Annotated in this window: 13 protein-coding genes; 6 read left to right on the plus strand and 7 right to left on the minus strand. The window is 58.0% G+C overall.

The features are described 5' to 3' along the window. The first annotated feature begins 25 nt into the window (after window positions 1-25). From mnmG to P3M64_RS14380, 4 genes are all read left to right on the plus strand, one after another. Window positions 26-1894: a tRNA uridine-5-carboxymethylaminomethyl(34) synthesis enzyme MnmG gene (mnmG, locus tag P3M64_RS09345; protein WP_132937599.1), complete on the plus strand. Its 1869-nt coding sequence runs from the start codon at window positions 26-28 to the stop codon at window positions 1892-1894. 296 nt (window positions 1895-2190) lie between these two features. Beyond that, a complete protein-coding gene (rsmG, locus tag P3M64_RS09350; RefSeq protein ID WP_132937598.1) occupies window positions 2191-2835 on the plus strand; it encodes a 16S rRNA (guanine(527)-N(7))-methyltransferase RsmG in 645 nt (214 codons plus the stop codon). A 91-nt stretch (window positions 2836-2926) separates the two neighbouring features. Further along, on the plus strand, window positions 2927-3733 hold the full coding sequence (locus P3M64_RS09355) for a ParA family protein (RefSeq protein WP_132937597.1): 807 nt from the start codon (window positions 2927-2929) through the stop codon (window positions 3731-3733). Next, window positions 3733-5334 carry a ParB/RepB/Spo0J family partition protein gene (locus tag P3M64_RS14380; protein WP_132937596.1) on the plus strand — a complete coding sequence of 534 codons (1602 nt, stop codon included), beginning with the start codon at window positions 3733-3735 and terminating at the stop codon, window positions 5332-5334. The genes P3M64_RS09355 and P3M64_RS14380 overlap by 1 nt, the downstream gene beginning before the upstream one ends. 188 nt (window positions 5335-5522) lie before the next feature. Here the strand turns inward: P3M64_RS14380 and holA are convergent, their stop codons facing one another. The 4 genes from holA to P3M64_RS09380 all read right to left on the minus strand — a co-directional run bounded on the left by holA (window position 5523) and on the right by P3M64_RS09380 (window position 10286). Beyond that, window positions 5523-6548: a DNA polymerase III subunit delta gene (holA, locus tag P3M64_RS09365; protein ID WP_132937595.1), complete on the minus strand. Its 1026-nt coding sequence runs from the start codon at window positions 6546-6548 to the stop codon at window positions 5523-5525. 45 nt (window positions 6549-6593) lie between these two features. Then, the gene (gene lptE, locus P3M64_RS09370; protein WP_132937594.1) at window positions 6594-7115 is read right to left on the minus strand and encodes an LPS assembly lipoprotein LptE; all 522 of its coding nucleotides are present in this window, start codon (window positions 7113-7115) and stop codon (window positions 6594-6596) included. After that, window positions 7102-9678 (minus strand): leucine--tRNA ligase, encoded by a 2577-nt coding sequence (gene leuS, locus P3M64_RS09375; RefSeq protein WP_132937593.1) that lies wholly within the window; start codon window positions 9676-9678, stop codon window positions 7102-7104. Before leuS ends, lptE begins: the two co-directional genes overlap by 14 nt. Window positions 9679-9776: 98 nt before the next feature. Continuing rightward, entirely contained in the window at window positions 9777-10286 is a 510-nt protein-coding gene (locus tag P3M64_RS09380) for a DUF3576 domain-containing protein (RefSeq protein WP_243644685.1), read from the minus strand. Window positions 10287-10813: 527 nt separating this feature from the next. Between P3M64_RS09380 and P3M64_RS09385 the strand changes: the two genes are divergently transcribed. After that, window positions 10814-11947 (plus strand): porin, encoded by a 1134-nt coding sequence (locus P3M64_RS09385; RefSeq protein WP_132937591.1) that lies wholly within the window; start codon window positions 10814-10816, stop codon window positions 11945-11947. 129 nt (window positions 11948-12076) lie between these two features. Here the strand turns inward: P3M64_RS09385 and P3M64_RS09390 are convergent, their stop codons facing one another. Further along, window positions 12077-12724 carry a thiamine phosphate synthase gene (locus tag P3M64_RS09390; RefSeq protein WP_165886193.1) on the minus strand — a complete coding sequence of 216 codons (648 nt, stop codon included), beginning with the start codon at window positions 12722-12724 and terminating at the stop codon, window positions 12077-12079. 74 nt (window positions 12725-12798) lie between these two features. Between P3M64_RS09390 and P3M64_RS09395 the strand changes: the two genes are divergently transcribed. Further along, window positions 12799-13485, plus strand: coding sequence for a YggS family pyridoxal phosphate-dependent enzyme (locus P3M64_RS09395; protein WP_132937589.1), 687 nt, complete (start codon window positions 12799-12801; stop codon window positions 13483-13485). On the opposite strand, the gene P3M64_RS09400 is transcribed toward P3M64_RS09395, so the two are convergent. Further along, window positions 13482-13994 (minus strand): L,D-transpeptidase family protein, encoded by a 513-nt coding sequence (locus P3M64_RS09400; protein ID WP_132937588.1) that lies wholly within the window; start codon window positions 13992-13994, stop codon window positions 13482-13484. The genes P3M64_RS09395 and P3M64_RS09400 overlap by 4 nt on opposite strands. Before the next feature lie 44 nt (window positions 13995-14038). Then, on the minus strand, window positions 14039-14860 hold the full coding sequence (locus P3M64_RS09405) for a hypothetical protein (protein WP_132937587.1): 822 nt from the start codon (window positions 14858-14860) through the stop codon (window positions 14039-14041). Window positions 14861-14899 lie beyond the last annotated feature (39 nt).

Here is a 14899-nt window from a genome sequence, read left to right on the forward strand (position 1 = left end):
CTGGGGGTGTTATTAGGTTTCTGGCATGAACAAATACGACGTTATTGTTGTTGGCGGCGGGCACGCCGGATGTGAGGCCGCATGCGCTTCGGCGCGTATGGGCGCGCGGACGCTTTTGCTGACGCACCGCCTTTCAGCGTTGGGTGAAATGTCTTGTAACCCGGCCATTGGTGGTCTGGCCAAGGGTCAGTTGGTTCGTGAAATCGATGCGCTTGACGGGATTATGGGCCGGGCAATCGACAAGGCCGGCATTCACTTTCGTATGCTCAATAAAAGTAAGGGTCCGGCCGTTCATGGACCCCGCGCCCAGGCCGACAGGCGCTTATATAAAAAGGCCGTCGCCGAGTTTATTCACGAAGAAAACCATTTAACGCTCAAAGAGGATCCGGTAGAGGATCTTATGTTTGACGATACCGGCGCCGTTCGGGGTGTATACGGTGCATCTGGAGAAAATTATGTCGCGGGCGCCGTCGTCATTACAACGGGAACATTTTTGCGCGGCCTTATTCACCTTGGAGATGTGCGCATCCCCGCCGGCCGCGTCGGCGACCCGCGGGCTACGGGGTTAAGCTATACGTTTCGTAGGTTGGGTTTCGGTTTAGGGCGGCTGAAAACGGGGACGCCCCCCAGGCTGGACCGGGATACGATTGACTGGTCTTCTCTTGATGAGCAACCTGGAGATTGTCCGCCGACACCCTTCTCTTATTTGACGGAAAAAATCACCACGCCGCAAACGGTCTGCCACATAACGGCGACAACACAAAAAACACATGAAATTATTCGCGAGAATCTGCATCGATCGCCGCTTTTTTCGGGTCAGATCGAAGGTACCGGTCCGCGATACTGCCCCTCGATTGAGGATAAGGTGACGCGGTTTGCGGATCGCTCAAGCCATCAAATTTTTTTAGAACCTGAAGGGCTGGACTCGCAGGCGATCTATCCTAATGGAATATCCACATCTCTTCCCAAAGACATTCAGGTTGCTTTGTTGGCGACCATTCCGGGATTGTCTCACGTGCGGATGCTCCAGCCTGGGTATGCGATCGAATATGATTTTGTCGATCCGCGGGAACTCAAGCCCACCCTAGAATGTCTTCGGGTTAGGGGGCTTTATCTGGCGGGTCAAATTAACGGAACGACGGGCTACGAAGAGGCCGCGGCTCAGGGTTTAATGGCGGGGCTTAATGCGGCGCTGGCTTGTGGATCGGCGGCCCCCTTTATTTTAGACCGCGCGGATGGCTATATCGGTGTTCTTATTGATGACCTCGTTACTTTGGGAACGCAGGAGCCTTACCGGATGTTCACGTCGCGTGCGGAATATCGGTTGGTCTTGCGCGCCGATAATGCCGACCGTCGGCTAACGCCTTTGGGGGTGGCCGTCGGCTGCGTTTCGAAAGAACGGCGGAATGTTTTTGATCGCCATATGGCGGAATTGTCCCGAGTACAAAATTTGATGGTTTCCTTGGTGGCGTCCCCGACGGAGCTTGCACGAAAGGGAATCCGTATAAATCAAGACGGCGTGCGTCGAAGCGCACAAGATCTGCTTTCGTACCCTGATGTTATTTGGTCTGATTTGGCTCGCTTGTGGCCGGATCTTGCCTCTGCTGGGCCGGCAACGGTTAAACAGATTGAAATAGACGCTCAATACAGTGGATATATCGCACGACAAAAGGCCGATATCGCGGCTTTTCGTCGAGATGAAGCCCTGCTCATTCCTCAAAACTTGGACTATGATGGTATTTCGGGTTTGTCTAACGAGGTGCGCGCAAAATTGCGGGTGGCCCGCCCCGCAACGCTGGGGGCGGCGGCTCGAATTTCTGGGGTAACGCCAGCGGCGTTGACGCTTTTGTTGTCTTACGTGCGTCGGGAACAGCGTCCACGTAAGCGGGCCTGATTGACGGTCCCTGCGCGGGAATATTCTTTCTTTTGTCTACTTGGCCTTTGTCTACTTGGGCCTTTGCCTGCTTGGAGAGGGGGCCCGGTGTCTGGACGTATTCTATCGGAGGGGGCACGTGAACCGTAGGTGGCGTATCTCCTAGCGATTTCGGAATGTGGACCATCGCAGCCAATATTTCAGGCTGACACGCGAACGGGCCGCGCTGTTTCACGTGAAACAAAATCGATTAAATTAAAATCAAACCCAAGGCAAACCGTATCCATAAGGCTGCAGGGAAGAAAGTTATATTTATAATGTCGGATCAAGACGCGGTATTGTTACAAGATCAGGCGTGGGGTGAGGCGCTTCTCACACAAAATTTCTCGCTAATGCCCGAAACGCTGGAAAAATTAAAAATTTATGCCGAGCTTTTACGAAAATGGCAGCACAAAATAAATCTTGTCGGACCCTCGACGATCCCTTTTTTGTGGAGACGGCATTTCGTCGATTCGGCGCAGTTAGTGGCATACATGCCCAAAACACCTGGGGTAATCGTTGATATCGGAAGCGGCGCCGGTTTTCCGGGTATGGTTCTTGCGCTTCTCACAGGGAATAGGGCGCATCTGATTGATAGCGATACCCGGAAAAGCTTGTTTTTGCGGGAAGTCAAGCGCGAGACAGGGGCTAACGTCGAAATTCACAACCGCCGGATCGAAGAAATAACCCCGCTTGAGGGTGATATTCTTACCTCTCGGGCGCTGGCGCGCCTCGATGCCTTGTTGGATTTGGGGCGGCCTCACATCAAAGAAAAAGGAATGTGCCTTCTTCTTAAGGGCAGGCAGGGCCCGGAAGAATTGACGCAAGCACAAAAACGGTGGAAGATGGACGCCACTTGGCGCCAAAGTCTTTCTGATGAAAGCGGCTTGGTTCTAAAGCTCGAAAATATTTCCCGGCGGTAGCGGGTATCCGTTCTTACCGTCCGTGTACCCACCCTTGTAGCATATGCCCGCCCTTAATGCCGGCCCTTGATGATTGAGCGCAAAGAGTACCATGGAAAAAAAAGGCCCGTTAGAGCGAGAACATCCACGCATTATTTCGATCGCAAATCAAAAAGGTGGCGTTGGTAAGACGACAACGGCCATAAATCTAGCGACGGCGCTGGCCGCCGTTAAGCAGCGGGTGCTTCTTATCGATCTTGATCCCCAGGGTAACGCCAGCACGGGTTTGGGTCTTGATCAGGCGAGTCGGAGGCGGGACAGCTACCAGGTTATCATTGGGGATATCGCACTTAGCGAGGCCATTCAAAAAACAGCTATTCCCGGTCTCGATATCATTCCGGCGGGCGTGGATTTGTCCGCGGCGGAAATAGAGCTGGTGGATGTCGAGCGGCGTGAATACTGTTTGCGCAACGCCATTGGTGACGGCGCCGCTCATTATGACTATATTTTAATCGACTGCCCGCCCGCGTTGGGACTTTTGACGTTGAACGCTTTGGTGGCGTCGCAGGCGATCCTGGTTCCCTTGCAGTGCGAATTTTTCGCCCTTGAGGGAATTAGCCACTTAATGCGTACGGTGGCCCAGGTACAGAAAATTTTTAACCATGGTCTTGAGCTTCAGGGGATTGTTTTGACCATGTTCGACAAGCGAAATAATTTATCCGAACAGGTCGCCGCCGATGTGCGAGAATATTTTGGCGATAAGGTCTATGAAACGGTAATCCCCCGGAATGTTCGGGTCTCTGAAGCGCCGTCCTATGGACGGCCCGTCTTGATGTACGATATGGCCTGCGCCGGATCGCAAGCCTATCTTCATCTTGCCGGAGAGATCTTACGTCGGGAAGGGCATAAGGCGGTATAATGTCGGAAGAAACAAAACGCAGGAAACTTGGTCGAGGCCTTTCCTCTTTGCTTGGTGGAGAGAAAGAGGATTTTACAGAGTTGGATAGGGTGCGTTCAACGAAGACGGTGCCGATAGAATTCCTTCATCCTGGAAAATACCAACCTCGCCAGCAGATGAACGCCGAAGATCTGGAAGATCTCGCCCGTTCAATTCGGGAAAAGGGCGTGTTGATGCCGCTTTTAGTGCGGCGCGATCCCGAGGCCCCCGAGGAATACGAAATTATCGCGGGCGAGCGTCGTTGGCGTGCGGCTCAGTTGGCGCAACTTCATGAAGTTCCCATTATTATTAAAGAGTTAAGCGATCAAGAAACACTTGAGGTCGCCCTGATCGAGAACCTCCAAAGGCAAGACCTTTCCCCCTTAGAAGAGGCGGCGGGCTATCAACGCCTCATGGACGAATTTTCCCACACCCAGGAACAGTTGGCGGAAAGCGTTGGGAAAAGCCGCCCACACATCGCGAACACCATGCGCCTTCTCGGTCTGCCCGAAGAGGTCAAGGCCTTATTGGCGCAGGGCGCGATCAGCGCGGGCCATGCCCGTGCGTTGTTGGGGGCCGACGATCCGACGGGGCTTGCTAAAAATGTGGTAAAAAGTGGGCTTAACGTACGACAGACCGAACGTCTGGTTAAGAGCGCGGCGTCGAAGGACGAACGCAAGGCGCCGGCTTCGGGGAAGGGGTCGAAAACGCACGCTAAGGATTCCGATACCCTGGCCCTTGAGCGTGATTTGGCCAATCTGCTGGGGCTTAAGGTCGAAATTGCTTTTAAGGGAGATGCCGGCGCTCTAACGATACATTATACGAGTCTGGAACAGCTGGACGATATTCTCGCCCGCTTAAGCCACGGCGCTCACGGTCATAGTGCTCACGGTCATGGCGCTCATGACACGGGTGAAGATATTGATCTGGACGAAGGGATAGAGCCCTTGTCAGAGCATTCGAGCGAAGACGCCCGCGTCGATGTGCCGCCCGAAGCCGATATCCCGCCTGAAGATACCTTGGACGATTTGGATTCTCTCCTGGAAAATGCGGTCGGCGTCGTCGATTCGGAAAATGGAGACGACTCCGCCCCCACCGATATGGACCCCTTGGGCGATGTCGGCGATATTGAAGAGGCCCCGGACGATATCGGCTTGGGCGATATTGAAAATGAAGAAGATATTGTCGTGGCCGAGGATACCGCCGACCCTGGTCTCGGGCTCCAGGAAGATGCGCCGACGCCTGAAACTCAGGATGACGGTGGGTCGCAGTCGTGGAAAAATGCGGTCGAAGAGCACGCCGAATCCAAAGACAGCCCAGAGGATATGGATGATAACGAGGATTTCGAAGCTTTTGCGCAAGAGGAAGCCCAGGAACCGGAAGGTGGCCTTCTTGAAAATGGCGCGTCGGATGAAGATAAAAATGAGGATGAAGAAGATGGCGCCGACGCCATAGCGCGCGCCATGGCCGAGGATATCCTTAATATTATCCCTTCCGACACTGAGATCGAGGCCGACGCTGAGAACCAGGCCGACGAGGCCGAAAATGACGGCGACGAGGAACGTGCGCGAAAGGATACCTAATTTTCGACCGTATTAACCCCGAAGCCGTAGGCGTGTGTTGGCGTTGCACATGATCCCTCTCCTTTTTCCCTTCGGTCTGGAGGTTGGCGTATTGTGCAAGGCCCTGGGCCGGCGTCTCCGGTGGCGTCTCCCGGTTATTTTTATCGACAGGTCGTATTGGGTATTTTCAGGAACGTTTCGCGTAGAGGCTAACGGCGGGCTATCTGTGCGATGGCCATGAGGGCGCGGGCGCATACGGCTTGGTCGGGGATGCCGGTGGTTTTGCAGTCCATCTCAGCCTCAAGGAGGCGATCGAGGGCGCGCGATAGCCGCTTTTTCCCCGCCCAGAGACGGACGTGCTCGGTGAAGGGATCGACAAACTTATAAAAAACAGGTGGCCGCAGCGCCTTAACCGCCATTGCGGGGCTTTGTCCGCTTTGGACGTCGCTGACCGCCTGATGAATGCGCATGAAGTGATACGACTGCGCGCGCAGGATTTTAACCGGGGGATTCCCGTCTTCGAAGGCGCGAGCGATGGCCCCGTCAAGGGCCTGCAAGTTGCCGCCGGCGCAGGCATAGACCACATCGTCGAGAGAAGACGCGGCGCTGTCTCCGATCGCCGCGCGAACATCCTCAAGTGAAATTGTTCCCGGCCCGCCTTTATAGAGCACCAGCTTTTCAAGTTCATTGCGGGTTAGGGCGCGATCGGAGCCAAGATTGTGAAGCAAAAACGCCATGGCGTCGGCGGAAGGTTTCATATTCAGGGGCGCCAATGTCTTGCGGATAAGGTCGCCTAAGGTGCGTGAATCGTCCGCATAACAGGCCAGTGCGGCTGCGTTTGGGGTCTTTTCGAACAGTGTGCGCAGCTTGGAGCGCGCGGGCAAAGCCGGCGCAGTGATGATGACCAAGGCGCTTTGCGGTGTTGCCCGTTTCAAAAAATCGGCAAAGATCGGGGCGAGGGAGTCCGCGCCCTCGTCAACGGTCACCACACGCCCTCCGCCACCAAAGGAGAGGGCGTTTGCCTCGTCGCCCAGTCGCGCGGGGTCTGTTTTAAGAGAGGACGCCTTAAGGTTAACGGTGCAAAAGGGATCTCCGGGATCGGCCACCTGGGTTTTGACCAACATATCGCTTCGTTCACGGACGAGTCCGTCATCCTGGCCATAGATGAGCACGGCGCGAACGTTGGCGGGCGGCGCTTGAACGAAGGCGTCTATGGCGCGTGGGGCGATTTTCACGGATAGCCTCTTTCCCGGCGTGGCCGCGCGTTCACCGCGCGCGGGTTATTCGTAGGCGATGCGGTTAAAATAAACGGCGAGTTGGGTGCGGATTTCATCGGCCAATTCCGTGAGGGCGCGGTCCTCGGCATCCTTTTCGGCGATCAAGGTTGCATAATCCGAAGACATGATGTCATACCCCGCGACGACAAGTTTCGTTCCGCTGACCTCAATTTTGCGAGATGCGCCATCCCGAAGAGCGAAGGTCGCCGTGACGCGAAGATTCGCGCGGGTTGCGATAGCGCTTTTTTGGACGGCCAACTGTTCGACCGAATGTTGAAGTATAATGCTCAGGTTGTACTTAGGGGCCAGCGCCTCACCCTGGGGATTTAGACGCTCAAGGAGGAGATTGTGGAATTTTTGTCCGATGCGATCGGGAATATTCGATACGCGAATTTGCGCCAGGGGGCCTGCGTTTTGGGGGCTTGTTCTCAGGTGCAGGGGGTGAAAGCCGCAACCGGCAAGGACAACCAAGGCGAGGCCAAGGAGGAAGGGGGTTGAAAATTTGTTTCGATTACGCAACAACATTGACGATCCGATTGGCTACGACGATGATTTTTCGAGGCTGACGCCCGCCCAGCTGGGCGCTGACCGCGGGGAGGGAAAGCGCGGCTCGCTCGACAACGTCTTCTGCGGAATCTCGGGCAAGTTCGACGGTGCCTCGTAATTTTCCATTAATTTGCACGGCGATGGTTACGCTGTCATCGACAATCAGGATCGGGTCGGCCTCGGGCCATGGCGTATCGGCAAGCAACGGGCCTTCCTGACGAAGGTGGCTCCACAACTCCTCGGCCAAATGGGGCAGCATGGGGCCGAGAAGCCGAACAAGGGTCTCAAGCCCCAAACGCAAGACCCACGGTGCGCCCTTATCGTCGGCGTCGAGGCCGTCCAGGAGGTTGGAGAGTTCACGAATTCGGGCGACGGCCTTGTTGAAATGAAACTGTTCGAGGTCATGGCCGACGGCGTCGATGGTTTTGTGAATATTTTTTAGGGCGCCTAGGGTGTGCGCGCCCAATTCGGCGGGCCGGGGCGTGCCGGCGGGGGGCAGGGAAAGCGCCGGCTCGGTGACCATCCGCCACAGCCGATTGATATAGCGCCACGCCCCCTCGATGCCCGAATCGGTCCAGTCGAGATCGCGATCGGGCGGGCTGTCGGAAAGCATGAACAGGCGCGCCGTATCTGCGCCGTATTCACCGATAATAACCTCGGGATCGATGACGTTTTTCTTCGATTTGGACATTTTTTCTGAACGCCCGACGGTAATCTGGCCCTCGGGCAGCCGTGCGGCCTCTTCGGGGGTAAGCCAGGTTCCATCCGCCGCCCGATAGGTCTCGTGGCAAATCATGCCTTGGGTCATCAGCCCGGAAAATGGTTCCTTAACGCCGAGATAGCCGCAATCCTTGAGCGCGCGGATAAAAAAGCGCGAATATAAAAGGTGTAAAACGGCATGTTCGACGCCACCGATGTATTGATCCACGGGCATCCAGTAATCGACGGCGTCACGGGTAAAGGGTTGGTCGTCCACCGGCGCGCAGAAACGGGCGAAATACCATGAAGATTCAAAAAAAGTATCGAAGGTATCGGTTTCCCGCCGCGCGGGTTTGGCGCAGGTGGGGCAGTTGACATGCTTCCATGTTGGGTGATGGTCCAGGGGGTTGCCGGGTTTATCGAACGTGACATCGTTGGGCAGGGTGACCGGAAGATCGGCTTCGGGTACGGGCACGGCGCCGCAATCGTCGCAGTGAATCACCGGGATTGGGCATCCCCAATAGCGTTGGCGTGAAACGCCCCAGTCGCGCAATCGAAACTGGATGGTGCTTTTTCCGCGGCCTTTTTCCTCAAGCGCGCCGATCGCGGCGCGCTTGGCCTCGGTTACGCTCAGCCCGTCGAGAAATTCGGAATTGATAAGAACGCAGGCGTCCGCGCTGTCGGTAAAAGCCTCGCTCGCCACGGTATTGAGGTTTTCAACGAAGTCGTCTTGTTCTTTGGTGCCGGCGATTGTCCTTGGGGCGACGACGGCGCGCACGGGCAGGGCGTATTTGCGGGCGAAATCGAGATCGCGCTGATCGTGCGCAGGGCAGCCGAAGATCGCGCCGGTACCATATTCCATAAGGACGAAATTGGCGACGAAGACCGGGATTTCACGCTTTTCATCAAGGGGGTGAATGGCCTTTAGGCCGGTGTCAAACCCTCGTTTTTCGGCGGTTTCGATCGCCGCTTCACTGGTGCCCAAGGCATTGCATTCGGCGATGAAGGCGTCGATATGGGGGTTGTTTTTGGCCAACTCCAGCGCCAGCGGATGGTTGGCGGCGATCGCCATGAACGACGCGCCGAACAGGGTGTCGGGTCGGGTGGTGTATATTTCCAAGGGGGCGTCTCGCCCCTTAAGTGGAAAAAAGACCCGCGCGCCTTCGGACCGACCGATCCAGTTTTCCTGCATCAGGCGTACCTTATCGGGCCAGCGCGGCAGATTTTCCAGCTCGGCGAGCAGGTCCTCGGCATAATCGGTGATTTTTAAAAACCACATCCCGAGCTGGCGCTTTTCGACAGCAGCGCCCGAGCGCCAGCCCTTGCCGTCGATGACTTGCTCGTTGGCGAGGACCGTCTGTTCGGCGGGATCCCAGTTGACCCACGACTCTTTGCGATAGGCGAGGCCGGCCTTAAGAAAGTCGAGAAACATCTTTTGTTCGTGGCGATAGTATTCGGGATCGCATGTGGCGATTTCGCGCGACCAGTCATAACTCAAGCCCATGGTTTTGAGCTGGGCGCGCATGGTGTCGATGTTTTTGTGGGTCCATGTGGCGGGGTGTACCTTGTTTTGGATGGCGGCGTTTTCGGCGGGCAGGCCGAAGGCGTCCCAGCCCATGGGGTGCAGAACGTTATAACCGCGCGCGCGCTTGTGGCGCGCGACCACGTCGCCCAGGGTGTAGTTGCGCACATGGCCCATGTGGATTCGCCCGGACGGATAGGGGAACATTTCCAAAACGTAGTATTTTTCGCCGGCATCGCCTTGCCGCGCGGCGAAGGTCTGCCGGTCGGCCCAGGTTTTTTGCCATTTGGCCTCGGTTTCTTTGAAATTGTATCGTGACATCGTTCTCAGTGTTCGCCTGTCTTGTGGGGCTCGGCCCTTTGTGAATCGGTTGGGGGCTGACCGGGTGTTGGGGCGTGGGTCGCGCCGGGCGGTCTTCGTTATTGTTGGCGTTGGGTCTCCTGGCGCAGCTGACGCGCGCGGGTCAGGATCGCGTCTTCGATTTTCGCGCCCGCATCCTTAGGGACGGCCGCGTCGCGCCACTCCCCGGCCGCGTCGCGGACCTGACGGAACACCGAAACCCGAATGCCGTCGGCGCGCAAGGCGCGCCCCAAGATGAAGATGTTCAGTTTAAACCGTTCGTTCGGGCTTTTGGGCGGGGCGTACCAATCGGAGATGATCACGCCGCCAAACGGGTCGGCCGAGCTTAAGGGGGCGAAGGCCACGGTGTCCAGCGAGGCGCGCCACAAGAAGGTATTGATCGCGATGCCGGTGCCCGCGCCGGGGGCGTTCTTGGTCTTGTCGCCGCCGAAGTTCAGCCCGCCCTCGCCCAGGATCGATGGCGGCGGGGCATAGACGCGGCCCATGTCGGTGGCGCGTTTGTAGGATTTGTCGGGGATCCGGACCTTTCCGCCCGCGCAGGCGCTGAGCGCCAGCGCCGAAAACAACATTGCCACCAGGGCAGTTCGGGAAGACGGGAATTGAAGAGGCATGGTCGGGTCGAACTCCAAAGACGTTATCCATCACGATGGGCGGGCGACATTGCGCGCGTGACTTCTATGTCGCGTGACCTCTCTTATAATGCCTCCGACACGGGGCCGTCACGTCAAATAGGGGCGGGGCCTGAAATCACCTTAAAAAATGTACGAAGCACGCGATATTTGGCGTGTGAAAAATCGCGATGGCGGCGACGAAGTGTGATAAAAATCACACAACGACAAAAATATCACACCGCGAACGTCACTGGAGTGTTGACGGCGCGGCCCCAACGTGGCCCATTATCGTCATTCGATTGCATATCCCTTTCTGATTCCTTTCATAAACCGGGCGGCGACGTCCGGAACGGGATCGGCAGAAAGGGGCGGTCATTAAAAAGTTGTATCGGCCAACCATAGCGAAGCACAGGCCCAAGGGGCGCACCCGGCAGGCCCGTTTAGGGGGGAATCGGTATGACGAGGGAAAATCCATAGGAGTTGTTATGAAGAAAATTCTTCTCGGGACCACGGCGATCATCGCCCTCGGCGCCCTTTCCAGCCAGGCTCTCGCCGCCGAAAAAATCAAACTCGGCATCGGCGGTTTCATGCGTGAATACGTGTCCAACGTCAAAAGCGACCAGACGAAGAGCAATACCCGGATGAAGCTCGGCCAGTGGTCGAACACCGAAATCCACTTCAAGGGGTCCACCACCCTGGACAACGGCCTGACCGTCGCCGCCCGCGTTGAGCTCGAAGGCGACCGCAACGGCGCTGCGCGCAGCATCGACGTGTCCACCCTGACCGTCAGCGGCGACACCCTGGGCGCCTTCACCATCGGCTCCATGCCGCAGGCTTCCGATACCTTCGCCGTCAAGGCCCCGATCGTCGGCCCCGCTGCCTTCAGCGACGTCACCGCGTGGGCGAAGTTCAACTCCACGGTTAACGATGCCAACGCCATCACCAAGACCAACGGTCGTGGCACCACCTCCGACTTCGTCGGCGGCAACAAGGGCAACAAGATCCAGTACGTGACTCCGTCCTTCTCCGGCTTCAGCGCTTTCGCCAGCTACGACGCGGCGCAGAACGTTGACAAAAACGCCAAGCGTGCGGCCCTCCGTAGCGATACCGGCGAAGCCTATGCTTTGGGCGTGACCTACGACGGCGAAATCAGCGGCGTGGCCCTGACCAGCGATCTGTCGCGCACCAAATACCAGGGCGGCAGCACTTCTGGCGTGAATGACGGTGACGGACAGACCCTGACCCGCTTCGGCCTCAACGCCGGCATGGGGGGCTTCACCGTCGGCGGCTCGTACTCGCACTACAAGGGTGTAACCAGAGCCACCACCACTGTCGATAGCCTTGACGGCAACGGTTGGGACTTCGGCGTCGGTTACAATAACGGCCCTTACAGCGTGTCCGCCGCGTACAACAGCGCAAAAGCCAAAGGAACGACCCGTGCGGGTGACGATAAGTTCACCGCGTGGACCTTCGGCGCCGGTTACGACATGGGCGCGGGCGTTAGCCTGGTTGCTCAGTACTTCAACGGTAAGTTGAAGAACGAAACCCCTGCGGTCGCGACCGATCCGACCTCTTCCACCGTCAACGGCGTTATCGGCGGCATCGAAGTTTCCTTCTAAGCGAAGGGTTCTTTGAAAAAAGTGGGGGAGCGGGCGACCGCTCCCCTTTTTTGCGTCTATCGCGCTTGCGCCGATCGTGGAAAAAACATCAAAATTTTTTATGCCCAATGCGGTCGCCTCTCGTGACGGTCAAGGGCGACGAAAAAGATCGATTCCGGCGATCGCCCAGACGCCTTGCCTTCGCAGCCGGGCCATGTCCTCCGCGGTGACGCCGCCCAGGGCGATTATTTTTGCGGTTTCCACGCTACGTTGCGCCTTGTGGCCGCCGAAAAGGGCGTGAAATCGCCAAAACCCTAGGCTTTTTTTGTTGGGGTGGGATGCGCTGGCGTGCAGTGGCGAGGCGAAAATCGCATCCGCGCCAAAGCGGATAGCGCGAATAACCGCCGCCCGATCATGGGCGGATACGGTGACAATAAAATTTTTCGGCAAACAAAGCCGGCGGCGATGCGGGTGGCGTTTGACCCATGCCTCGTCAAGGTGCACGCCATGGGCGGTGCGGCGGGAAATGGGCGTTAACGGCAATGTCGCCAATAGGCGCAGCGCGCCCGACCGGGCAAGCGGTACGAGCGCGGCGAACAGGGCGCGGTTTTGGCCGGCGGTTGGCGTGCGCACGACGACGGCGGACCCCCGGGGCAGCCCGCGCGCGACCGCCAGGGGGTCGGGCAGGCGGCTGTCGGTCATCAAAAACAACCCGGGCACGGCCTGAGCGCCACGGGCGCGCTGGACGCGCCCACTGAAATTGTCGAACGGGCCGCGGTCTGTTAGGGTGCCTTCCATGCGGCCTCCTCGCCGTGCGACCATCCTCGATGGCCGTTCCAACCGGATAACATAAAGCGAGCGCAATTTACATCATGGTGGAGAAAAACCCCGAATCCCATTTCCCGTCCACACACCTGGACGCGGTCCGCGCCCGCGTGCTTCAAGCCTGCCGGGATGCGAACCGTAAGCCCGAGGACGTGCGGCTGGTGTGCGTGTCGAAAACCCATGGCCCCGAGGCGATAAGTCCTCTGCTTGCGGTCGGCCAGCGTGTTTTCGGTGAAAACCGGGTCCAGGAGGCCGAAGAAAAGTGGCCGCGCCTTAAGGCGGAAACGCCGGAGGTCGAACTTCATTTGATCGGCCCCCTACAGACCAATAAGGTTCGTCCCGCAGTGGCCCTTTTCGATGTCATCGAAACCGTCGATCGGCCTAAACTCGCCCGCGCCCTAAGCCGGGAAATGAACGCCACCGGGCGGCGGTTGCCCTGCTATATCCAAGTCAACATCGGCGAGGAGCCACAGAAGGCGGGGGTCGCACCCGCGGACGTCGATGCCTTCGTGGGCCTGTGCCGGGACGAGCTGGGTCTCGATATCGTCGGCCTGATGTGTATTCCGCCGGCGGGTGAGGAGCCGTCTTTGCATTTCGCCCTCTTGCGCGAGATGGCGCGGCGTAATGGTCTTGGCGGCCTAAGTATGGGCATGAGCGGCGATTTCGAGGTCGCCATCGCCTTTGGTGCGACGGCGATTCGCATCGGTTCGGCGATCTTCGGCGCGCGAGGTTAGGCGGGGCGACCCGGGGCCAAAATGGTGATAGCGGTGGTTTCGTCGCATAAGGTTAAGACATCGAGCATATCGGCCGGGGCCAAGGCGACGCATCCGCGCGTCGGGGCATAATTTGCGCGGGCCAGATGGATGAATACGGCGCTGCCCAGAAAAGGCCGCGTCGGGTGATCGTTATGGCCGATTTCGATGATGATGTCGTAAAGGGAATCGTCTCGCCATAGCCGCTCGTGACTGGGCGTGAAAGGAAGGCGGACACGGCGGTTGTAGTGCGGATCGAGAGGATCGTCACACCAGGCGTCGTCCGTGTCGAGGGCGACGACGGGCAGGCCCGTCCACGGTCGGGTCAGGCGATCGGCGCGATAAAAAACCCGGCGCAGAGGATAATTTCCCGCCGGCGTCGCGCCGTCGCCCTCGCGCTTGGCGGCGCGCACGCCGCCGCGTCCCAACGCGCACCGCACGATGCCTTGGGGATACTCAAAACGACCGTCGGGATAAACAGTCAGCGTCATCGCCGCAGTATGCCCAAGATCGCGATTGATGGCGAGTCCCGGACCTAATTGAGCACGTCAACGATAGGCGGTATGGCGATGGCTCTTGTCTGCGCGGCTTTTTCATATTGTACGACGCCGCCAAGCATGGCGGCGGTCGGGCGGCCGCCTGTGTTGGCCGGGTTTTGTGGCGATATTTTTTGATTCGCATTCGAAATAATTTGCGCCATCGATGCGTCGGGCGCTGTACTTGGCGGGGCGCCCGAAGGTGTGCGGCGGTGCATTTGGGCGGTGGCTCCCACGATGTGAGGCGTCTGTGCATTGGCCGCCGCGCGAAGCCCTTCGCGATAGGCAATTTCGCCCCGAGCCCAATCACTGACGGCGATGTCGGTAAAATCCTCTTTCGGGGCGCGTCCCGGATCGGCGTGTTTCGCGAGGTGCGCGCCCGCCGTCGCCCCACTGTCGCCGGGTTCGAGACCAAGCAGGGATAGCGTACGCGTGCCCAAGCCCTCGCCGGTCACCTGTTGTACGCCGGCGTCGAGGATGCTCGCAACCAGCCCGATAGGTCCGCCGAACAATCCATCGCCGACAATGCGCGGACCGGGCCGAATGGTGTCGCCGGTCAGGTTGCGGTAAAGGTTCGAGATAAAAGGAATATGCTGAAGCGGATTGATAATATCGATAAAATCGGAAAACGAGAACGCGGCCCCCCGCGTCGTCGCCCTGGATTCGAATTCGGCGCCGCGCTTCGCCGTCCGGGCGGTGGGATCGGTGGGCCGGTCGCCGGGCACGGTGCGTTCAAGAAGTAGGCGCGAATCCATGGTGTCGTGAACCTTGCGTTGGAACTGGGCGCGATTGTCCAATATCCTTTGCAAGGAAAGTGCCACATTAATTTTTTTGTAAAATCAATGAATTAATATACTAAT

The organism is Varunaivibrio sulfuroxidans, from assembly GCF_029318635.1.
GTDB lineage: Bacteria > Pseudomonadota > Alphaproteobacteria > Rhodospirillales > Magnetovibrionaceae > Varunaivibrio > Varunaivibrio sulfuroxidans.